The 21482-nt window shown below is 45.0% G+C and carries 25 protein-coding genes; 18 read left to right on the forward strand and 7 right to left on the reverse strand.

The genetic code is table 11. The features are described from left to right. Position 1 precedes the first annotated feature (1 nt). From R7Q48_RS22240 to R7Q48_RS22260, 5 genes are all read left to right on the forward strand, one after another. Positions 2–1045, forward strand: coding sequence for an ABC transporter permease (locus R7Q48_RS22240; RefSeq protein ID WP_005379369.1), 1044 nt, complete (start codon positions 2–4; stop codon positions 1043–1045). Between the two features lie 38 nt (positions 1046–1083). Continuing rightward, positions 1084–2910 carry an extracellular solute-binding protein gene (locus R7Q48_RS22245; protein WP_318132442.1) on the forward strand — a complete coding sequence of 609 codons (1827 nt, stop codon included), beginning with the start codon at positions 1084–1086 and terminating at the stop codon, positions 2908–2910. Between the two features lie 9 nt (positions 2911–2919). Beyond that, positions 2920–3777 carry an ABC transporter ATP-binding protein gene (locus tag R7Q48_RS22250; RefSeq protein ID WP_005379371.1) on the forward strand — a complete coding sequence of 286 codons (858 nt, stop codon included), beginning with the start codon at positions 2920–2922 and terminating at the stop codon, positions 3775–3777. A 35-nt stretch (positions 3778–3812) separates the two neighbouring features. Continuing rightward, the gene (locus R7Q48_RS22255; protein WP_005379372.1) at positions 3813–4652 is read left to right on the forward strand and encodes an ABC transporter ATP-binding protein; all 840 of its coding nucleotides are present in this window, start codon (positions 3813–3815) and stop codon (positions 4650–4652) included. 168 nt (positions 4653–4820) lie between these two features. Beyond that, a complete protein-coding gene (locus R7Q48_RS22260; protein ID WP_025768316.1) occupies positions 4821–5246 on the forward strand; it encodes a phosphate-starvation-inducible protein PsiE in 426 nt (141 codons plus the stop codon). Between the two features lie 55 nt (positions 5247–5301). Here R7Q48_RS22260 and R7Q48_RS22265 read toward each other — a convergent pair whose 3' ends face one another. Further along, the gene (locus R7Q48_RS22265; RefSeq protein ID WP_053303395.1) at positions 5302–6168 is read right to left on the reverse strand and encodes a YicC/YloC family endoribonuclease; all 867 of its coding nucleotides are present in this window, start codon (positions 6166–6168) and stop codon (positions 5302–5304) included. Between the two features lie 184 nt (positions 6169–6352). Between R7Q48_RS22265 and rph the strand changes: the two genes are divergently transcribed. Then, positions 6353–7069: a ribonuclease PH gene (gene rph, locus R7Q48_RS22270; protein ID WP_031780917.1), complete on the forward strand. Its 717-nt coding sequence runs from the start codon at positions 6353–6355 to the stop codon at positions 7067–7069. Positions 7070–7173: 104 nt separating this feature from the next. Further along, positions 7174–7815, forward strand: coding sequence for an orotate phosphoribosyltransferase (gene pyrE, locus R7Q48_RS22275; protein ID WP_005379384.1), 642 nt, complete (start codon positions 7174–7176; stop codon positions 7813–7815). An 84-nt stretch (positions 7816–7899) separates the two neighbouring features. On the opposite strand, the gene R7Q48_RS22280 is transcribed toward pyrE, so the two are convergent. The 3 genes from R7Q48_RS22280 to coaBC all read right to left on the reverse strand — a co-directional run bounded on the left by R7Q48_RS22280 (position 7900) and on the right by coaBC (position 10818). Then, on the reverse strand, positions 7900–8850 hold the full coding sequence (locus R7Q48_RS22280) for a Kdo(2)-lipid IV(A) acyltransferase (protein WP_005384779.1): 951 nt from the start codon (positions 8848–8850) through the stop codon (positions 7900–7902). Between the two features lie 6 nt (positions 8851–8856). Next, complete coding sequence (gene slmA / locus R7Q48_RS22285; RefSeq protein WP_005379386.1) at positions 8857–9447, reverse strand: nucleoid occlusion factor SlmA; 591 nt, start codon at positions 9445–9447, stop codon at positions 8857–8859. A gap of 171 nt (positions 9448–9618) precedes the next feature. Next, a complete protein-coding gene (coaBC, locus tag R7Q48_RS22290) occupies positions 9619–10818 on the reverse strand; it encodes a bifunctional phosphopantothenoylcysteine decarboxylase/phosphopantothenate--cysteine ligase CoaBC (protein ID WP_213892578.1) in 1200 nt (399 codons plus the stop codon). 193 nt (positions 10819–11011) lie between these two features. On the opposite strand from coaBC, the gene R7Q48_RS22295 reads away from it, so the two are divergent. From R7Q48_RS22295 to R7Q48_RS22330, 8 genes are all read left to right on the forward strand, one after another. Continuing rightward, positions 11012–12685 carry a methyl-accepting chemotaxis protein gene (locus R7Q48_RS22295; protein WP_033905951.1) on the forward strand — a complete coding sequence of 558 codons (1674 nt, stop codon included), beginning with the start codon at positions 11012–11014 and terminating at the stop codon, positions 12683–12685. Positions 12686–12799: 114 nt separating this feature from the next. Further along, positions 12800–13474, forward strand: coding sequence for a RadC family protein (gene radC, locus R7Q48_RS22300; RefSeq protein WP_017820707.1), 675 nt, complete (start codon positions 12800–12802; stop codon positions 13472–13474). 302 nt (positions 13475–13776) lie between these two features. After that, positions 13777–14013 (forward strand): 50S ribosomal protein L28, encoded by a 237-nt coding sequence (gene rpmB, locus R7Q48_RS22305; protein WP_005384783.1) that lies wholly within the window; start codon positions 13777–13779, stop codon positions 14011–14013. A gap of 13 nt (positions 14014–14026) precedes the next feature. Then, positions 14027–14197, forward strand: a complete 171-nt coding sequence (rpmG, locus tag R7Q48_RS22310; protein ID WP_004410866.1) for a 50S ribosomal protein L33 — start codon at positions 14027–14029, stop codon at positions 14195–14197. 275 nt (positions 14198–14472) lie between these two features. After that, the gene (locus R7Q48_RS22315) at positions 14473–14949 is read left to right on the forward strand and encodes a hypothetical protein (protein WP_047103885.1); all 477 of its coding nucleotides are present in this window, start codon (positions 14473–14475) and stop codon (positions 14947–14949) included. A gap of 102 nt (positions 14950–15051) precedes the next feature. Further along, positions 15052–15861, forward strand: a complete 810-nt coding sequence (mutM, locus tag R7Q48_RS22320; protein ID WP_138939694.1) for a bifunctional DNA-formamidopyrimidine glycosylase/DNA-(apurinic or apyrimidinic site) lyase — start codon at positions 15052–15054, stop codon at positions 15859–15861. An 86-nt stretch (positions 15862–15947) separates the two neighbouring features. After that, positions 15948–16430 (forward strand): pantetheine-phosphate adenylyltransferase, encoded by a 483-nt coding sequence (gene coaD / locus R7Q48_RS22325; protein WP_005379411.1) that lies wholly within the window; start codon positions 15948–15950, stop codon positions 16428–16430. Further along, positions 16417–17352, forward strand: coding sequence for a glycosyl transferase family 90 (locus R7Q48_RS22330; protein ID WP_138939695.1), 936 nt, complete (start codon positions 16417–16419; stop codon positions 17350–17352). The genes coaD and R7Q48_RS22330 overlap by 14 nt, the downstream gene beginning before the upstream one ends. Positions 17353–17382: 30 nt before the next feature. On the opposite strand, the gene R7Q48_RS22335 is transcribed toward R7Q48_RS22330, so the two are convergent. Genes R7Q48_RS22335 through R7Q48_RS22345 form a run of 3 tightly spaced genes read right to left on the reverse strand, consistent with a single transcriptional unit; the run spans position 17383 to position 20026 of the window. Continuing rightward, complete coding sequence (locus R7Q48_RS22335) at positions 17383–18171, reverse strand: glycosyltransferase family 2 protein (RefSeq protein ID WP_137281652.1); 789 nt, start codon at positions 18169–18171, stop codon at positions 17383–17385. After that, positions 18168–18935, reverse strand: coding sequence for a glycosyltransferase family 2 protein (locus tag R7Q48_RS22340; RefSeq protein WP_137281653.1), 768 nt, complete (start codon positions 18933–18935; stop codon positions 18168–18170). The genes R7Q48_RS22335 and R7Q48_RS22340 overlap by 4 nt, the downstream gene beginning before the upstream one ends. Positions 18936–18970: 35 nt before the next feature. Then, positions 18971–20026 carry a glycosyltransferase family 9 protein gene (locus tag R7Q48_RS22345; RefSeq protein WP_005384789.1) on the reverse strand — a complete coding sequence of 352 codons (1056 nt, stop codon included), beginning with the start codon at positions 20024–20026 and terminating at the stop codon, positions 18971–18973. Between the two features lie 107 nt (positions 20027–20133). Between R7Q48_RS22345 and R7Q48_RS22350 the strand changes: the two genes are divergently transcribed. The 3 genes from R7Q48_RS22350 to R7Q48_RS22360 form a co-directional block, all read left to right on the forward strand. Then, positions 20134–20541, forward strand: a complete 408-nt coding sequence (locus R7Q48_RS22350) for a diacylglycerol kinase (protein ID WP_005395798.1) — start codon at positions 20134–20136, stop codon at positions 20539–20541. Positions 20542–20552: 11 nt separating this feature from the next. Continuing rightward, positions 20553–21263: a 3-deoxy-D-manno-octulosonic acid kinase gene (locus R7Q48_RS22355; RefSeq protein WP_182038444.1), complete on the forward strand. Its 711-nt coding sequence runs from the start codon at positions 20553–20555 to the stop codon at positions 21261–21263. Positions 21264–21407: 144 nt separating this feature from the next. Further along, on the forward strand, positions 21408–21482 hold a 75-nt coding region (locus R7Q48_RS22360), incomplete at its 3' end, for an NAD-dependent epimerase/dehydratase family protein (protein ID WP_139060373.1).

A 21482-nucleotide genomic window follows, 5' to 3' on the forward strand; every position in this document is an offset into this window, starting at 1 on the left:
CATGATTAAAGTTAGTCCATTAACTCAAAAGAAAATTCGTCACTTTAAAGAGATCAAACGAGGCTATTGGTCGTTTGTTGCTCTTTCTATCATGTTGATCCTTTCTCTATTCGCCGAACTTTTGATCAACAGTAAAGCGCTAGTCGTCAAGTACGATGGTAGCTACTATTTTCCTGTTGTCAGTGACGTACGTTTAGGTAGCGAATTCGGCCAAGAGTCATCCAGTGAAGCCGATTATCGTGTACTGCAAAAAGCGTTTGAGGCTGAAGGGGGCGACAACTTTGTTATTTTGCCGCTTGTGCCGTGGAACCCATACGAACAAGATTTTAGTGGTGATTTCCCGCCAACAGCACCTAGTGCCGAAAATAAGCATTATTTAGGTACAGATGTGATAGGTCGCGATATTTTGGCGCGACTCGTCTACGGATTCAGAACGGCGATGGGATTTGCGTTGCTTACGATGGCCATTTCCTACGCGATCGGTACTGCAGTCGGTTGTGCTATGGGTTTTTGGGGCGGTAAATTTGACTTGTTTGTACAGCGACTTATCGAAATCTGGTCAATGGTCCCGTTTTTGTACGTCATAATGATTCTTGTTTCAATCGTTCAACCGACGTTTGCTCTCTTTGTCGCTATTAACGTGCTTTTCACTTGGATGGGGATGACATGGTACATGCGGACCATGACCTATAAAGAAGCGGCACGAGAATACGTAATGGCGGCACGTGCTTTAGGGGCATCGACTGGACGTATCTTGTTTAATCACATCTTGCCAAATACGATGGTGATGATTGTAACCCTAGCACCTTTCACTATTGCAGCTAACATCACAGCATTGACTGCTCTCGATTACCTAGGCTTAGGCTTGATGCCACCAACACCAAGTTGGGGGGAATTACTGCAACAAGGTAAGTCAAACTTAGATTCGCCATGGATTGTTGCGTCAGTAGTGACTTCTATTGTTCTGGTTCTGGTAATGGTGACCTTTATTGGTGAAGCCATTCGAGCGGCTTTCGACCCGAAAAAATTCACACGCTATGTTTAAGCGAGCATTGTGAGCAAAACATAAAAAAGGGAAGTTTTATGAAGAAATTATTTTTAGCGTCCACGCTGAGCGCCCTGAGTTTTGGTGCAATGTCAGCAACGCTTCCGACTGACTTAAACTGGCAAACAAACTGGGATGAGCCTCAATATGGTTCGCCAGAAGCGAAACGTGGAGGGACTTATCGCACCTTTATGTCAAGTTTCCCGCAGACGTTACGTAGTGTTGGCCCAGATGCTAATGCAGGGCTACGTTCTTTTATCTTAGATGAAACACCAGGCTTGGTGGTCCGCCACCCAGATACTTTAGAGTTCATACCTGAGCTTGCTAACGAGTGGGCGTTAGCAGGTGACAACAAAACGGTCTATTTTAAACTCAACCCTGAAGCCAAATGGTCGGACGGCAAACCTGTGACTGCCGCCGATTTCGTGTTCATGCTGAAGTTTTATCGTTCCAAAGACATCTTGGAACCTTGGTACAACGATTACTACAACAAAACGATTGCGGATGTTATCAAGTACGACACTCACACGTTTGCTGTTAAGGCGGCGAAAGAGTTCAATCCGGAAGAATTGCTGTTACGAATGGGGGCTCTGCGCCCACGTCCCGCACATTTTTATGCTAACCCTTCAAAAGATGAAAATGGTGACGGTATACATGACAACTTTGTCCGCTACTACAATTTTAAAAGTGAACCAACGACCAGTGCATACTACCTAGATGACATTAAAAAAGGTAAAAGTGTTACCTACAAGCATGTCGGTGAAGACTGGTGGGGTTACAGCAATAAGTATTATCAACATCGCTATAATGTCGACAAAATCCGCATCACAGTGATTCGCGACAGTGATATCGCGATGAAGCACTTTGAGAAAGGGAAGCTGGACGCATTTGGTCTTGTTTTACCAAGCTTATGGCATGATAAATCGAATACGGAACCTTACCAAAAGGGATACATTCAAAAGTTCTGGGGTTACAACCAATTCCCAGTTGGGGCTGGTGGTGTATGGATGAACACCGCGATGCCTTTGCTGGATGATTTAAACATTCGCAAGGGCATTACTTACGCGATTGACTTTGATGGCATGATAGAGAATGTCATGCGTGGCGATTACTCCCGTAAACCGAACCCGACCGGTTATGGTCATGGTAAATACACCCTACCAGATGCTAAGGCACCGAAGTTTGATCCCGCAAAAGCGGCCGAGGCATTCGAAGCCGCAGGCTTTAACAAAATTGGTTCTGATGGTATTCGTGTCAATGATAAAGGTGAGCGCTTAAGCTTCGAGCTGACCTACGGAACACCTGTTCATACTCCTCGTATTGCCTTTTTGCGTGAGCAAGCCAAGCTAGCAGGGCTGGATATTGAGCTCAAGTTAGTTGATGGCTCATCCATGTTCAAATACGTACGTGAGAAAAAGCACGATTTGGCTTTCTTAGATATGGGTACGTCTGAGATCCCAACGTATTGGGAGTACTTCCATTCAGTCAATGCGAACAAGCCGCAAACTAACTCTTTCACAAACTACAGCACGCCAGAACTGGATGAAAAGATCATCGAGTATCGTTTTGGCATGGATATGGATAAAAAGATCCAGCTAGGTCATGAGATTCAGCGTGACATCATTGATGCTCACGTTATCGTCCCAGGCTACATGGTTCCTTATGTCCGCTATGGTCACTGGCGCTGGTTAAAGTTTCCAGATAAGCCAATGAATCGCATGACAGAGGCGCTGTTCAGTGGTTCAATCATAGGCGATGGCACTTACTGGATTGATGGTGATATCAAAAAAGAAACGAAACAAGCGATGAAGTCAGGCAAAGCTTTTGAACCTGTTGTTGTCGTAGATGACACTTATAAGCTGTAAGGATTGGTTATGGAAAACGATGTAATCCTAAGTGTTAAAGATCTCGAAGTTGAATTTACCACCGATGATGGGCCAGTGAAGGTTCTGCATGGTGTGAACTTTGATGTGAGAGCTGGACGTACACTCGGTCTGGTGGGAGAGTCAGGTAGTGGTAAGAGCGTAACCTCAATGTCGATCATGGGGCTATTACCTAAGCCATATGGCAACATCATTAAAGGTGAAGTGAATTATCGCGGCACCAACCTAGTTGATTTGCCTGCGGAAGAGATGTACGCCATGCGTGGCGATCGCATTTCGATCATCTTCCAAGACCCAATGACGGCGCTTAACCCAGTGCATACCATTGGTCGTCAAATATGTGAAGTGCTTGAGCTCCATCGACCTGAGCTCGACAAAAAGGAGCGGGAGGCGTACTCGATTGAAATGCTGGCAAAAGTAAAAATTCCAATGCCAGAGAAGCGATTGAATGAGTATCCCCATAACCTATCTGGTGGTATGCGCCAGCGTGTCATGATCGCGATGGCATTGGCCTGTAAGCCGGATATTCTGATTTGTGATGAACCGACTACAGCGTTGGATGTTACGGTTCAGGCGTCTATCCTTGAACTGATGAACGAGCTTCAGGAAGAAACAGGCATGGCAATGATCTTCATCACTCACGACCTCGGGGTTGTGGCAGAAGTGTGTGATGATGTTGCCGTGATGTATGGTGGGCGTATTGTCGAAAAAGCAGAAATTTTTGAGTTGTTTGATAACCCGCAGCACCCATACACAGAGCGTTTGATGGGGTTGATGCCGAGCTTAGATAATGAGCCAAAGCAGATGATCGATATCAAGCCTATTGATGCCAGTATGTTTGCCAGTTAACTGAGCAAAGTGAACCAGTCATAAAAGAGGATGTTATGGCAAAAGAAGTATTAAGAATTGAAAATCTTAAGCAGCACTTTGTTTCTGGTAAAGGGCTGTTCAAGAAAGGCTACACCATCAAAGCGGTAGACGGGGTTTCACTGTCTGTTTCTGAAGGTGAAACACTGGGGCTAGTTGGTGAGTCAGGTTGTGGTAAAAGCACTCTTGGTCGCACGATCTTAAAGTTATACGAGCCAACAGAAGGTAAGATTTTCTTTGAAGGTAAAGACATCACTAAATTGTCTGTTAAAGAGATGCGCTCGCTGCGTAAAGACATGCAAATCGTCTTTCAAGACCCAATGGAGTCACTCAATCAGCGTCATACCATCGGTATGATTCTGGAAGAACCGTTTGTTATTCATAAAATTGGCACGCCAACAGAGCGTAAACAATGGGTAAAAGAGCTTTTAATCAAAGTGGGATTACCAGAAACGGCAGTAAACCGTTATCCACATGAATTTTCAGGCGGACAACGGCAGCGTATCGGTATCGCTCGCGCGATTGCATTGAAGCCTAAATTGCTGATTTGTGATGAATCGGTATCTGCGTTAGATGTGTCGGTACAGGCGCAAATCTTGAACCTATTGCTACAGCTGCAACAAGAAATGAACTTGGCGATCATATTTATCTCTCACGATCTCTCGGTGGTGAAACATGTTTCTGACAAAGTTGCCGTGATGTATTTTGGTAAAGTGGTAGAAGCAGGCAGTGCTAAAGAAATTTATGCAAACCCGCAAAACGAATACACCAAAAAACTCCTATCTGCGATTCCGATCACTCACCCTAAATATCGGAAGAAAAAGCGCGTAGCTGAAAAAAAGCAGCAAGTGGCGTAAGTGATGCCACAGGTCCTATAACACAAAAGCGCTCCGCCAAATAAGCGGAGCGTTTTTATAAGCAAATGCCAGGACTTGGAGTCGATTTGCACTGATGTTTATTCTGATTGATTGAAGATCGTTGCATGCTAAACTCAAGGCCTATTTTCTTTGTTTGGATAATGGACCATGCCGTCGAATTTACCGAAATCCTTTAGTCGACCTTTCCTGAAAATCTTCCATATTTTGGAGGCGGTGTTATTAGTCTCTATTACCTTGGCGACGTTGTACGCCATGATGCAAGAGTTTGTGCACGTATTTGTAGAGAAGCGTGTCTTACTCACGGATATTCTGTTGATGTTTATCTATCTGGAAGTGCTCGCCATGGTGCAGCAGTTCGTGATGAACGGTAAAATTCCGGTACGCTATCCTATCTACATCGCGATGATGGCCATCGCCCGCTACATCACACTCGGAATGAAAGAGCTGGATGCAGTTTTGGTTGTGTGGTTATCTCTGGCTGCGTTTATTTTGGCTGCGGCTACTTTGCTGATCAGAATTGGGCACCATTATTGGCCCTACGTTGATAACAGTACCTTGGAAAAAGACGAATAAAAGAAAACCCCGTATTAGCGGGGCTTTTTTGTTTCAATACTCGATGACTTTTAGATCATTCAATGTTTTGGATCTGCTCACGCATCTGTTCAATTAGAACTTTCAGTTCAACGCCCGATGCGGTGATGTCGGTGCTGATGGATTTCGACGCTAGCGTGTTCGATTCACGGTTGAACTCTTGCATCATGAAATCTAGACGACGACCCACTGCGCCGCCTTTTTTCAGAATGTTTGTGGTTTCTTTTACGTGAGAATCAAGACGGTCTAGCTCTTCTGCTACGTCTGATTTCTGTGCCAGAAGGATAAGCTCTTGCTCAACGCGAGATGGGTCTAGCTCTACTTTCGCATCTTCAAATTTAGAGAACAGACGCTCACGTTGCCATTCTAAAATTTCTGGCATGCGCGCACGCACTTTTACGACTTCTGCAGAAATGGAGTTCAAACGCTGTTCAATCAGCGCCTTCATGTTCTCGCCTTCACGAGCGCGCGCTTCAATAAATTCATCCATTGCGCCATCAAACGCTTCTAGTAGCACTTTATTTACCGCATCCATGTCTTGCTCTGGCGTTTCCATTACCCCCGGCCATTGCATGACTTGAAATGGATTGATTCGGCTCAGTTCACCAGTCATGTGCATGACTTGTTCAGCGGCTTTAATTACCTGGCTAGCAAGCGCTTCATTGATGCTAAGCTCACCTTTTGCGGCAGGGTTTGCTTCAAAACGTAGATTACATTCTACTTTGCCTCGCGCTAAGCGCTTACGAAAACGCTCACGTAAAACGGGCTCTAACCCGCGAAATTGCTCTGGCATGCGGAAGTATGTTTCTAAATAACGCTGGTTCACGCTGCGGATTTCCCATACCGCAGAACCCCAATCGCCTTTTACTTCTTTGCGTGCATACGCTGTCATACTGTAAATCATCGAATTTTCCTGTCTTCATTTTTTGAAAATTACTTCAAGAGTGTATCACGCTGCGTCGATAGGTGCGCGGCATGTATGGATTGTTTATGTTGTGCCAGATGCGTAACCTATGAATCCGGAATCGATTCCGTTATAATCTTCGCCCAACCAAATCGTCTTCTCCTCATATTTAAGGTAGATGCCCATGCGTCCAAACGATCGCAAGGCGGATCAAGTTCGCCCTATCAAAATTACTCGTAACTACACAGCTTACGCTGAAGGGTCAGTGCTAGTTGAGTTCGGTAACACCAAAGTGTTGTGTAATGCGACCGTCGAAGAATCTGTGCCACGTTGGCTAAAAGGTCAAGGTAAAGGCTGGGTTACAGCTGAATACGGCATGCTACCTCGAGCAACACATTCTCGTACTCGTCGTGAAGCGGCAAGTGGCAAACAAGGCGGCCGTACGATGGAAATTCAGCGTCTTATCGCGCGAAGCCTACGTGCTGTTGTCGATCTAAAAGCCATGGGTGAGTTCATGATCACCGTTGACTGTGACGTTATCCAAGCAGACGGTGGTACGCGTACTGCATCCATTAGCGGCGCAAGTGTTGCAATGGCCGATGCGTTCCAACACCTAGTAGATAGCGGCAAGCTAAAAGCAAACCCAATGAAAGGCCACGTAGCGGCAGTTTCTGTCGGCTTACTAGGCGACGAAGTATTGTGTGATCTTGAATACGTTGAAGATTCAGCGGCAGACACAGACATGAACGTAGTAATGACCGAAGAAGGCAAGATGATTGAAATTCAGGGCACCGCAGAAGGTGAACCGTTCAGTCACGAACAGCTGATGGCATTGCTCGAGTCGGCGAAAGTCGGCATTACGGAAATTGTCGCAGCGCAGAAGGCGGCGTTAGCCAATTGATTTAGATAGCTCCCATTATGGGGGCTATTTTTTTATCTCGACAATAGAGAAATGATTGATTGTCGAGAAGAGACACAAGAAACCAAGGACATAGAGAGGAAATAATGAAAGCATACCAGCGTGAATTTATTGAGTTTGCACTTGAGAAAGAAGTTCTTAAGTTTGGTGAGTTTACTTTGAAATCTGGCCGTAAAAGCCCGTACTTCTTTAACGCTGGTCTTTTCAATACTGGTCGTGACCTAGCGCGTCTTGGTCGTTTTTACGCAGCCGCGCTCGCTGACTCTGGCATTGAGTTTGATGTACTGTTTGGCCCGGCGTACAAAGGTATCCCAATCGCGACGACAACAGCAGTCGCGCTGGCGGATCACCACGATATCGACACGCCTTACTGCTTCAACCGTAAAGAAGCGAAAGATCACGGCGAAGGCGGTAACCTTGTAGGCTCTGCGCTTGAAGGTCGAATAATGCTAGTGGATGACGTAATCACAGCAGGTACTGCGATTCGTGAATCGATGGAAATAATTCAAGCAAATGGCGCAGACCTTGCTGGTGTGTTGGTTGCGATTGACCGCCAAGAAAAAGGCAAAGGTGAGTTGTCTGCGATCCAAGAAGTGGAGCGTGACTTTGGTTGTGCAATCATCTCAATCGTTAGCCTGACTGACCTTGTGACTTTCCTTGAAGAGAAAGGCACAGACAAAGAGCATCTAGAAGCAGTTAAAGCGTACCGCGCAGAATACGGCATTTAATTGGTTACTTTTTCTGAAAAAGTAAAAAGGGCAGATGGATATTCATCTGCCCTTTTTTGTTTTTGGATTTATCGCCGTGACCACTTACTTATAGCGAATGCCTTTCTCGACATGCTCATCTTGCATGGTTTTATAGCGTTTATGGAGCCACATCCATTGCTCTGGAGCGCGTAGAATGACTTCTTCCACATACTTGTTCATATAAGCGGCAGCGGCGACTTCGTCTTTTTGTGGATAGTCGGCTTCAATGCACTTATCGGCGATGATGTCGTATTTTCCTTCGTCATTGCGAAACCCTGAGCCTGGGATGATCGCACATTTTGAGGTATACGCCAGAATGCTCGTGCCTGTTGTCGTACACGCATCGTCTACGGCAAAGAAGGGCACAAATACTGATTTTTTGCGACCGTAATCGTGATCCGGTAAATAGAACAGACGCTCACCGCTGCGTAAAACACGAATCATCTTTTTTACATCTTTACGATCAATCAGTTTATTGCCGTTATGTGTCCGTCCCCAATACTGGATAAAGTTATAAGCAGGATTATTATGCGGACGAAACGCGCCGTACCCGGCCACGCCTAACACGGCGAAAGCACGCGCAGTGATCTCTAGATTAAGAGCATGGACACAACAAAGTAGGACGCCTTTACCTTCTTTGGCTTTTTCACGCAGTGCGCCGAGATCTTTCTCGACGATCAGGTTTTTAAAGCGCCAAGTCGGCCAGAACCAAGTGATTCCGGTTTCTATCAGTGCCATACCGGTATTTTTGAAGTTCTCTTCAACAATATGTTGAATCTCTTCAGGTGTTTTGTCTGGAAAGGCCAATTCTAAGTTACGCTGAGCAACGTGGACACGCTTTTTACCGTAGCGCATGCCAAATTTACCGAGTGAACGACCTAATGAAAGCAGCAGCCGATAAGGAAGAATATTGACGAGGATGGCCAACAGACCAAAACCAAGCCATACGCCCCAGTTACGAGGGTGAAGAAGTGAAAGAGAAAACTCGGGCTGCGTGTATTTGTCTTTACTCATAGTCTTTTACTTTATTTGTGCACTCAAAAGCGCCCAGTACTCATCAAAGTTTGCAGTCGGCTGGTATTTAAAGTCGCTACGCACAAAGCGGTTTAGGCTCCCCTCAACTTGTCCCAGAATTTGCGCGGCTAGGATGCGCTCTTCGACAGGGAAAGACTTCCCTTCACGAATCTTACGTTCACGCAGGATTTGGCGCAATTGTGTTTCTATACGCTCAAAGAGTTGATTGATGCGTTCACGTAGACGTTCATTTTCAAACATTAGAGCATGACCCGACAAAATGCGTGTCAGACCTGGGTTACGTTCAGAGAACGCCAAAATAAGGTGCATCACCATACGAATACGCTCTAGTGTATCTTTTTCGTCGTCTAGAATACGGTTGATGCGTGTCATCAAGGCTTCTTCAATGAACTCAATCAACCCTTCGAACATGCGCGCTTTACTTGGGAAATGACGATACAGCGCGGCTTCTGAAACGCCGACTTGCTTGGCCAGTTTTGCCGTAGTAATGCGTGAAGCGCCATCTGTTGATTCAAGCATTTCTGCCAATGCTTGTAAGATCTCTTCACGACGGTTGGATTTTTTACTGCCGGCCATTAGTTACTTCCTTTCAAAATACAAAGTTGAGCGGAGGGGATTATAAGACGCTATTTCGCCTCAAACTAGACCACTAAGGGTGGAATGGGAGATTTAACACCCTTAGTTGTCATTTTTGTACCAAATTTATGCCAGCTTTTGTAAAAAATTGGCAGGGTTTTCAAACGTTAGTTACATCAATTGATGCATTTTTTCGAGAATTTTAAAGCTCAATGCTTCTTTTGATTCTAAAGCGAGCGCAAGTTCACCTTCAGGCCAGTAAAGGGTAATTGCGTTGTCGTTGCTATTAAATCCTTGCCCTGCAACCGAAACGTCGTTTGCACAGATCATATCGAGGTTTTTCTTTGTTAACTTGCCTCGAGCGTATGTCTCTACATCATTGGTTTCAGCCGCAAAACCGACGGTAAACGGACGCTTCTCCGTCATTGCTGCCACAGATGCAACAATATCAGGATTTTTAACCATATTAATGACCATTTCGTCGTTGTCTTCTGTCTTTTTCAACTTTTGAGACGCGATCGTTTGTGGGCGGTAGTCGGCAACGGCAGCGCAGCTAATAAAGGCATCATGCTGGTTTGCATGTGTCATAACGGCTTCTTGCATCTCTTGTGCGCTGGAAACATTTATGCGCTCAACACCTACGGGCGTATTTAAACTGACAGGACCGCTCACGAGGGTGACTTTTGCTCCCATCTGCGCTGCGGCGCTCGCCAATGCATAGCCCATTTTCCCAGAGCTATGGTTAGTAATGTAACGCACTGGATCAATCGCTTCGCGAGTTGGTCCGGCGGTAATGAGTATCGACTTACCTTCTAGCAATTTTGGTTGAAAGAACTGTTCACATAGATGTACTAGCTGCATTGGTTCCAGCATTCGACCTGGTCCTACATCACCACAGGCTTGCTCTCCTGCCGCAGGGCCCCAGATGTGCATACCACGACGCGCTAACGTAGCGATGTTCTCTTGGGTTGCGATATTGCGATACATCTGTTGATTCATCGCAGGAGAAACAGCAACAGGGGAATCCGTCGCGAGCACGAGCGTAGTAAGTAAATCGTTCCCCATGCCTGCGGACATGCGTGCGATTAAGTCCGCGGTCGCTGGCGCTAATAGCACTAAATCTGCCCATTTGGCCAATTCAATATGACCCATAGAGGCTTCCGCTGCTGGGTCTAGTAAACTGTCCGAGACAGGACGGCCCGAAACGGCTTGCATGGTTAAAGGGGTAATGAACTCTTTTGCGGCTTTCGTCATTACAACTTGAACTTGCGCTCCTCTCTCTATGAGGCGACGGGTTAGCTCCGCACATTTATACGCGGCAATACCGCCACTGATGCCGAGTAGAATTTTCTTTCCTGCTAGTGTTTGCATGTGAGATCTCCAATTTGATGACCGGATTTTAACACAATTCAAAGTCTGACCGCCCGAGCATATATAACGAGAAGATAATTCACATCAAACTCCAGAGTATTAATCTGACCGAGGAAGGGAAAATTCTCGCCTACCTCACAGACAAGTTGCGCGGAGTTTGCAAGTCTGAAAAGAAAAAGAGGTAGTGGAAACCATGGTGTTGAAAAGTCGAAACAAATTGCTGCTGATAACCCTAATTCCGCTGTTGTTGATCACCACGTTGATCTCAGTGGTGTATTACATCAACAGCAGTAAAAGTTTGGAAGCGGAGCTGGCAAGAGACAGGCAAGAGCTCATCGAAACGAAAAAGAAAGAGTTACAAGCCTATATGATGATGGGCGTGACGGCGATAAAACCGTTATACGACACGGATGTAAATGGAAGTAATAAAGAGGCAGCAAAAGAAATTCTGAAAGCCATGCGCTTTGAAAGCGATGGCTACTTTTTTGCCTACGACTCTCAAGGTGTGAATACGTTGCACGCCATCAAACCTGCATTAGAGGGTAAAAACCTTTACGACTTAAAAGATGAAAATGGGGTCGCAGTTATTGCGGGCTTGATTGACGCTTCTCAAAAAGGGGATGGGTTCCTCTATTTCTCGTGGCACAAACCGACCATTGACGCACAAGCGCCTAAGTTGGGCTATGCAGAATATCTATCGAAATGGGACTGGGTTTTAGGTACTGGCGTTTATATTGATGACATCGACCAGCAAGTTGCGATGCACAGAGAGTTAAAGACTCAAGAGCTAAAAGAGCATACATTATCTGCCGTGTTGATTTCCGCTATTGGATTGATCATTACCAGTGTTCTCACCAGTATCGTGGTGTCTAAAGGCATTCAGCCATTACAACATGTCGCGGCTTCATTAAAAGATGTTGCCGCAGGCGGCGGTGACTTAACGGCTCGTTTAAAAGTCGAAAGTCAGGATGAAGTCGGTGAAGTGGCGGCGGCGTTTAATGAGTTTATGGATAAGCTGCATCCACTGATGCAGGACATTCATCGCTCTGCGACGACAGTACAGACCGTTTCCCAAAGCCTGAACACTCAGACCAGCCAAGCGAGCGGTCAAATGCAGGATCACTGTTTAGAGACGGACAAAGTCGTGACGGCAGTGACGCAAATGAGCATGACTGCCAAAGAAGTAGCCAGCAATACTAATGCGACCGCGCAGGCAATTGACGATGCCAACAGTCAAGTCACCGCCGCTCAGCATGAGGTCGAGCAAGCAATAGAAGGCATTACCGAACTCGTGACGGAGATAGACAGCACGTCAGATGCAATTTCTGAGTTGAGTTTACAGACCGAAAAAATAACCAAAGTGCTGGATGTGATTGGCGAGATAGCCGAGCAAACGAATTTGTTGGCCCTAAATGCGGCGATTGAAGCGGCTAGAGCCGGTGAGCAAGGTCGAGGGTTTGCCGTCGTTGCGGATGAAGTGCGCTCGTTAGCCAGTCGTACACAAAATAGTACTCATGAAATTGGCGACATGCTCAAGCAGCTACAAAATGGTGTATCAAGAGCGGTCAGTACGATGTCGGTGAGCCAAAAACGAGGTGTAAAAACGGCGGAAGAGTCCGCGCTCATTCAGCAATCTCTTTCTGGTGTTCATCATTCTATCGGAACAATTCGAGATATGGGTATTCAAACCGCGTCTGCCGCAGAAGAACAAAGTGCGGTTGCAGAAGACATCAACCAAAACTTAGTGGCTATTCAACAGATCGTGAACAACATTAATGAGACGTTGCAGCATGCCGAGTCAATCAGCACGCAGCTATCACAGTCTGGAACGGAAATTCACGGCTTGGTTGGCAACTTTAAACTCTGATGAACTGTTAAGTTGCATGGAAAGCACTGATGGCACGAAGAAAGCGAAAGTCATACTCGACTTTCGCTTTTTGTTTTGTGGAATAGGGACACTTTCCATATAAAGAGACATCAGATGATACTGAAAGCTTTGCCAAATGAGTCCATGCCCAGAGAGAAGCTACTGCAACGAGGGCCGCAAGCTTTGACCGATGCTGAGCTACTGGCCATCTTCTTGCGCACAGGCACCCGAGGAATGAACGTGATTGAGCTTGCAGACTTCCTTATTCAAGACTTTGGTTCGCTCAGACAACTATTTTCAGCATCAGAAGAAGAGTTTTGTCGTCACAAAGGATTAGGGCAAGCCAAGTATGTTCAATTGCAAGCTGTACTAGAAATGACACAACGTTACTTGGCGGAGACGCTAAAGCGTGGTGATGCCTTAACCAGCCCCGACCAAACTAAGTTATATCTGTCTTCTATTTTGAGGGATCGGCAAAGAGAGGCTTTTTATATTCTTTTTCTCGATAACCAGCACCGAGTGATAAAAGATGAAATTTTATTTGAAGGAACGTTGGATGCAGCGTCGGTGTATCCGAGAGAAGTCGTCAAGCGTGCTCTGCATCATAACGCGGCGGCTTTGATTTTGGCGCACAATCATCCTTCAGGGGTTGCTGAGCCGAGCCAAGCTGACAGAAGGATTACAAGGCGTCTCATCGACGCATTAGCATTGGTGGATATTCGTATTTTGGACCATTTCGTCATCGGAGATGGGGAAAGTGTCTCTTTTGCTGAAAGAGGCTGGATATAACTGTGCGTTTTTTAGGTTGTTAGTTGCTAAAAATCTGCTATCATCCACGCCACTAAATTTTTAACTGAATTCAGCTTGGACTGCTAAAAAAATCTGCTGTCTAAAAAAAGATCACGAAAACCTGTAAAAAGGATCTGTTCGGGTCTTGAGCAATGCATATCAAGTTAGTATAATGCGCGACCTTTGATAGCCTTGTATGGATTTTCCATAGCGGTTCTTAACCTCTAACTTCTTTTCGAGAGATAGAGAGGTTCGGCCACCAAGGTTGATATCGAGCTGAAACGATTTTGGAGAAGACATTCATGTCACGAGTATGCCAAGTAACTGGTAAGCGTCCAGTAACGGGTAACAACCGTTCACACGCACGAAATGCTACTAAGCGTCGTTTTCTGCCGAACCTACAAACTCATCGTTTCTGGGTAGAGAGCGAAAAACGTTTTGTTAAACTACGTCTATCTGCTAAAGGTATGCGCATCATCGACAAGAAAGGTATTGATACTGTTCTTGCAGACATGCGTGCACGTGGCGAAAACGTTTAAGAGGAAATAAGCAATGGCAAAGAAAGGCGTTCGTGAGAAAATCCGTCTAGTATCTTCTGCAGGTACAGGCCACTTCTACACAACTGATAAGAACAAGCGTAACATGCCAGGCAAATTTGAGATCAAAAAGTTTGATCCAGTAGTTCGCCAGCACGTTATGTACAAAGAAGCAAAAATCAAATAATTGGTTTCAGTCTCTTTGATGAATTGAAAAACCCAACTTTCGAGTTGGGTTTTTTATTACCTGAATAAAAATGCTGAAGAAAAGTGTTCAGTACGTCATCGGGTTATAAGGCACTGCTAACGTCATTTTATTGGTCCGACTCTATACTCGAATTTTTGATTGATCGCTCTCTGCCGCTTAGTTACCACTTCCCTACACACTTGCACACCGTTGTTCTAGTCAAGCTCAATACTCTTTGGTAATTTACTCATAACTATAAGAGAGTAGAGATGGTTATGCGTGTGAGTCCGGCTCGTCGCCGCCGATGGAACAATATTCTTATTCTGGGCATTATCGCGTTTATAGTGATCTTAAATGCGCCGATGTGGATCAAAACTTACCTATTAACAGCCCAAGCAGACCCTTACCCAAATGTACTTCGCTCCGACTATACGGTGGAGTCTTTGTACTATAGTGGCTGGGAGTTCGAGCTGCATGATGGACGGTGGCAATCCAACATCAAAGTTGATGCACCGATCAGTGAGCTTGTATCACGCTGGCAATCATTGGAAGGGACCGAGCTTACCTCAGAACAGTACGACCATTTAAAACCTAACCTAGCGGTACCTGAAACGGTAGAAGTCTGGTATCAGGATCTCGAAGAGCCGCAGCGGGTGACTTTCTTTCGTTTACCTGATTTTTGGCTATTTAAAACCTGGCAAGACAAATGGGTAGCTATCTCCGTTGATGAAAACTACCTTATGCCAGAGTAAAGCCTTTTTGCGTCTATACCCCTAATAAGCTTCCCTATTTATCGTTTTTCTTTTCGATTATGCTAGCAGCGAGAACTATTAGCCGGTGAATTGGAGAATCTAATGCCTGAGTTGCCAGAAGTTGAAGTGAGCCGTATGGGGATTAGCCCCCACATGGTTGGACAAACGATCCAGTCGTTTACTTTTCGAACGCCTAAATTGCGCTGGGATATTCCTACAGAGCTTAAAAAATTGGAAGGGCAGGTGATCCGTGCGATTAGTCGTCGTGCGAAATACTTACTGATCGAGACAAACACGGGTACAGCCATTGTTCACTTGGGCATGTCGGGGTCTTTACGTGTTCTAGACGCCGACTTTCCGCCAGCAAAGCACGATCATGTGGATCTCAAACTAAGCAGTGGAAAAATACTGCGTTATAACGATCCGCGTCGTTTTGGGGCATGGCTGTGGTGTGCTCCTGGCGAGTCACATGCTGTGCTAGCAAACATGGGGCCTGAGCCTTTAACTGAAGAGTTCAATGCGGAATATGTAGCGGAGAAAGCTAAAAATAAGCGTGTCGCTGTCAAGCAGTTCATCATGGACAACAAAGTCGTGGTTGGTGTTGGGAACATCTACGCGAATGAGTCGTTGTTTAAATCTCGAATTCACCCTTCAAGGCCCGCAGGTAAGTTGACTTCTCAAGAGTGGGGGTTACTTGTTGAAAATATCAAAATGACACTTGAGATTGCCATTACGCAAGGTGGGACTACGCTGAAAGACTTTGCGCAAGCCGATGGAAAGCCGGGTTACTTTGCACAAGAGTTATTGGTTTACGGAAAAGCAGGAGAGCTATGCCCAGAGTGCGGCGAACGACTTCAAGAGCTAAAGATTGGCCAACGTAATACCTTCTTTTGTAGTGAGTGTCAGAAGTAAGTCGAGCTATTATCGAGCTTAAGTTGTTGTAATCTTGCGCTCGAGCCTCAATAATTCAATCAGTTTCGAATAACTTAGTAAATTATATGAAAGTCATTTATCCGGGCACTTTTGATCCAGTGACTAATGGTCACCTCAATCTAATAGAACGTACTCACGAAATGTTTGATGAGGTTGTGATTGGCGTAGCCGCAAGCCCATCGAAGAACACCATGTTTTCATTGGAAGAGCGCGTTGCACTGATGCAGGACGTTGTAGCGCATTTACCTGGTGTGACGGTAAAGGGGTTCTCTGGGTTATTAGTGGATTTCGCGAGAGATGAGAAAGCTAAGGTTCTTATTCGTGGTTTACGAACAACGGTAGACTTTGAATACGAGTTTGGACTGACCAACATGTACCGAAAGCTATTACCAGGAATTGAGAGCGTATTTTTAACTCCTGAAGAAGAGTTTGCGTTTTTATCGTCGACTATCGTGAGAGAAGTAGCGATTCATGGCGGAAGTATCGAACAATTCGTTCCCAAGCCAGTAGCCATCGCGATTGGGGAAAAACTGAATGAAAGACAGTAAGTTCCCTTATTATTTCTCAAACGCTCTCTCGATACTTATCCCTCGCTTTGTATATCGAGCACAAGCCAAGCGTTTACTTTCGAATCTGACCGAAGCAGAGCAGCACCGCTGTCTTGAGCGAGTGAACTATTACAATAAGTGTGAAACGCCGTTTTCAGTCGATAGCCGAGAACAAAATTACTCGACCATCGATACATTCAAAAAAACGAAAGGCTGGACGTATTTTTTCGATCTTCGCCAAGTTGTACGCTATTTCCCTTCCAGTTTTGCGTTTAACTACATCAACGGCGATGTTACACACATCCCCAATGTACCGAGCTTTATAAAAAGCCGCCCTATTTTTGGTAACAACCAAAATTCAGTGGTGTTGAAACTTAATCAAGTTCGTCATTTTAAATTTATTGATGATCCTGTTCGCTATCAAGATAAAAAGGACATGGTAGCGTGGCGCGGCGTGGGTTTTCAGCCGCATCGTAAAAAGGTGATTCATGCGTTTTACAACCATCCGCAATGCAATATTGGCCAGACCCGCCCGGTAGAAGGGGAACCATGGGAAAAGGGCTTTATGAGTATTGAAGAGCAACTGCAGTATAAGTTTTTGCTCTGTATAGAAGGCAATGATGTGGCCACCAACCTTAAGTGGGCTATGTCGTCTAACTCCTTGGTTATTATGTCAAAGCCAAAATATGAGACTTGGTTTATGGAAGGTAAGTTAGAGGCAGGCGTCCACTATGTTGAAGTGAAGGATGACTATTCGGATTTGCCCGAAAAGATGGATTATTACCTAGCGAATGAGCAAGAAGCATTAGCGATCATTGAAAATGCGCACCAGTGGGTTGAGCAGTTCAAAGATAAACGTAAAGAGCGTTTGATCTCATTGATGGTTGCCGATAAGTACTTCGCTTTATCTCAGCAACAATAAAAAAGGGGCGAAACGCCCCTTTTTATAATCTTAAGCTTCTAGAAATTGATCAACACCATTCTTACAGCGTTTAAGCTTGTTTTTAATGGTGTTTTCTAAAATCTCGTCATTTTGTCCGAGTGACGCACGAGAGTTTTCTACGTGGTACAAGTGGTAGCCTACACCTGCGAATTTTAGGTAAAGACGTGACTTACCCGCATTCAACATGCGATGAACAAACTCGCTGTCTTCGCGTCCCCATCCAACAAAATCTTGGTTGAAGCCATTCACCTCGATGACATCTTGTCGCCAAAACGCCATGTTGCAGCCGCGAGTGGCTTTGTCGTTATTACGCTCGTAAGAGAACCATTTCGATAGCAAGGCGTTGGTGATGCAGTTTTTACGATTACGAATGCCTTTGCTGAAAATGGAAGGCACTAAGCCGTTTTCCATGATGGCCTTGCTGCAGCTTTCATCCGTTAACACACGTCCACCCTGCACAAACCAATTTGGTTTTGCGACTTGCTTATGTGATTCAATAAACGTTTGGGACAGCACCATGTCGCCATCAATCATGATGAGGTAGTCACCTGATGCTTTGGCGATCGCACGGTTGCGGCTCATTGAAAGCTGAAAGCCATTATCCTCGTGCCAACTATGAATCAGTGGAACTGGAAAACCTTCACGCATTTGGTCAACCATTGCTTTGGTGTCTTCTCGAGAGCCATCATCTGCAACAATTACTTCGTCAGGCAAAACGGTTTGACGTTTCACGCTTTCTAACACCGCTTTTAATGCTTCTTTCCAGTTGTAAGTGGTGATAATTAAAGTCGTTTTCATGATTTTTTTGCCTGTTCACGTAAGTAGAGATCGATATATTTTACAAAAGTAGAGTGCATGCTTAGCCAAGCTAGAATGAAGCCATGCTTGCCATCAAGGAAACCTCGTTTGAGCACATACATCTTCAAAAAGCTCGCAAGAGCGTGAACGATAGCGGTCGTTAAACCCGCTTTCTTTTTACCTTCACGTTCATCCGTCCAGGCCTTGAGGTAGCCAGTGGTTTTATTGATGTAATGATGAAGGTGCTCGTAAGTGTAGTGATGCAGTCGACCATCCAGTTTTTCAGTTTGATAGTTTTTCTCATCAACTTTTTCATGAACGAGCGAATCATTATATTGAGTATATTCGGTGCGATATAAGCGCACAATCCAGTCTGGAGACCAACCAGAATGGTAGATGAACTTACCAAACGCTGAGCTTAGTCGATTAAGTTTGTATAAAACGTTCGGCTTATTGGCTGATACCGCTTGTAAGATACTTTCTCTTAGCTCTGGAGTGACTTGTTCGTCCGCATCAAGCCACAAAACGTAGTCTGCCGTAACGTATTGCTGCGCCAGTTGGCGCTGTTTACCGAATCCTGGCCAATCTAGGTTGGTGTAAAACTTATCTGTGTATTGTCGGGCGATTTCTTCAGTGCGATCAGTGCTGCCCGAGTCTAGAAGGACAATCTCATCGACCCAATCTTTTACTGTGTCTAGACAAGCTTGTAAGTGCTTCTCTTCATTTTTTACAATTAAGGCAACGGCTAAGGTTGGTTTGGACAAGGTCATTTCCTTCTTAACAAATCAAGACAGTAAGTTTACTGGTATTGAGGATACAAATCTTCTAAGACTTGATCGAACATGCTCATTACTTGAGTGCTGGTAATGCGGTTCATTGCCGTTTCATCTTTAGCGCGAGTTCGCCAGCTTAACTCGTGACTGTTTTTACCTGTTTCCGCAAAGATCGTTTCTTCATACACTGAGACAACGTATTTTAGATAACGGTAAGGTCCCACTCGCAGCGGATTATGGTGTGCATAGAGCCCGATGATTGGTGTTTTCATTGCATTCGCCATGTGTGCTGGTCCGGTATCGGGGGCGATGACCATTTCAACCTTATCTATTAACGCAAGCATTTGCAGAATTGAACTTTGTCCAACTAAATTTAGACACGGTTCTTCCAAGCGAGATTGAATGGCCTCTGCCAGATCCAATTCTACCTGAGCAGGGCTGCCTGCCAGAATCACGTTCCAGCCTTTTGCTCTGGCGTGATGAATCACATCCACATAACCTTCCGCGTTCCAGTTTTTATAAGCTTTGCTCGCACCAGGCACAATCAGCAGGTTAGGTTTACTACGAGAAATATGAGACTCTGCCCAAGCTTGGTCGTGGTCTGAATAAGAAAGTACCCAGTCTAGTCCTGCCTTTGGTACCCCAATTTGATGGGCAAAGGCCATTAAGCCATCTGCGACATGCAGAGATTGCGGGGAAGGCACTTTGACATTGGTAAATAGTGTTTGAAAGTCCTGGCTTCTATCAGAAGAGAAACCAAGTTTGTATTTTGCTTTAATGCCCAACGTTGCGACACTCGCTCGAATCGCATACTGCATATGCAATAGCGCATCAAACTCTCTGCCTTTCAGCTGTCGCCAAAGTGATTTGTAGCCATCAAGTCCCGCTTTTTTATCAAAAACAATCACTTCTACACCATCGATGGCGGCTAATAACTGGGCTTCAAGTTTACCCGTTATCCAAGTAATCTGGGTCGAAGGCCAGTGTTTCTGAATAGCTTGAATTGTGGCGATAGTATTGCAAACGTCTCCGATAGCGGACAAACGCAAGACGCATAGTGACGATGGGGCAGAAGTGAACATAATTATTGTCTGATTCGATGAATAGAGGCAGGTAAATTATGCAGACATCCCCAATAAATGTAAAATACACGGCTCGAATATAGCTAAGTACTGATAAGTGTTCTGCAATGTCAAAGACAACACCACATCAATCACAAGAATCTGGCAAGCCGGGTAATACCGGACTAAAGCGCATCGTTAAAGCGACGGGTTATTCGATCCAAGGATTAAAAGCGGCTTTTAAGCATGAAGCTGCCATTCGACAAGAGTTGGCTCTGTTGAGTATCGCCGTGATTTTGGCTTGGCTAGTGGATGTCGGCATGGTTGAGCGTATCTTAATGATCGGGGTCGTGGTATTAGTCTTGATTGTAGAGCTTGTAAACTCAGCGATTGAGGCAGTGGTTGATCGTATCGGTATTGAACGGCATGAACTCAGTGGTCGAGCTAAAGATATAGGCTCTGCTGCCGTTATGGTTGCTTTGGCGTTTGCTGCATTTACTTGGTTGTATATATTAGCCAGCCGGTATTTAGGCTAGAGGGTGAGCGTATGACTCAACAGTATAAAAACAACAACCAAGTGATCTGGTTTGATGACGAGATCATTACAGACCCTAGCCAACCGATATTTGATGCGGAATACTGGCAGTCCTCCGACAAGGTGGTTGGCAGTGCGACGGGGCGAGGCACGACATGGTTTATCCAACTAGAGAACATGCAAGCGGCACTACGTCATTACCGTCGTGGCGGTTTGTTTGGGAAGTTAGTTAACGATCATTATTGGTTCTCTGGCTGGGATAACACCCGTTGTGCGCAAGAGTTTCAGCTTTTGTTGGCGCTAATTGAGGCTGGGGTGCACGTTCCTCGTCCTATTGCAGCAAGAGCCGTAAAGTCAGGATTCTTCTATCAAGCTGATTTATTAAGTGAGCGAATCCCAAACGCCAGAGATCTGGTTAGTATCTTGCAAGAACAGTCTTTATCGGTAGAAATGTATCAGAAAATAGGGCAAGAAATTGCCAAGATGCATCAGGTTGGCGTTAACCATACCGATTTGAATATCCACAATATCTTGATCGACGACAAAGATAAGGTATGGATTATCGATTTTGATAAGTGTCGTTTTGAAACTTCTGGTGACTGGAAGCATCAAAATCTAAATAGACTTCTGCGTTCATTTAATAAAGAGCGTTTAAAGCGACAGATTATTTGGCAAGAATCCGATTTTGAACATTTTCAGGACGGTTATGCTTCTCAATCTTAATTGAGTTTTTTATCATTTTATATTGATTGCTCTAAGTAAGCCTTCTTGAGTCTAACGATGCTCGAGTGAGTCTATAAACTACAATAATCATAAAGTATTCATGTGTATCTGATGGCACAAAAATTAACGTAGGTAACATTTGTAATGAAAATATTAGTAACCGGTGGAGCAGGCTTCATTGGGTCAGCTGTTGTCCGACATATCATTCGTGACACCCAA

This window comes from Vibrio sp. 378 (assembly GCF_033339435.1).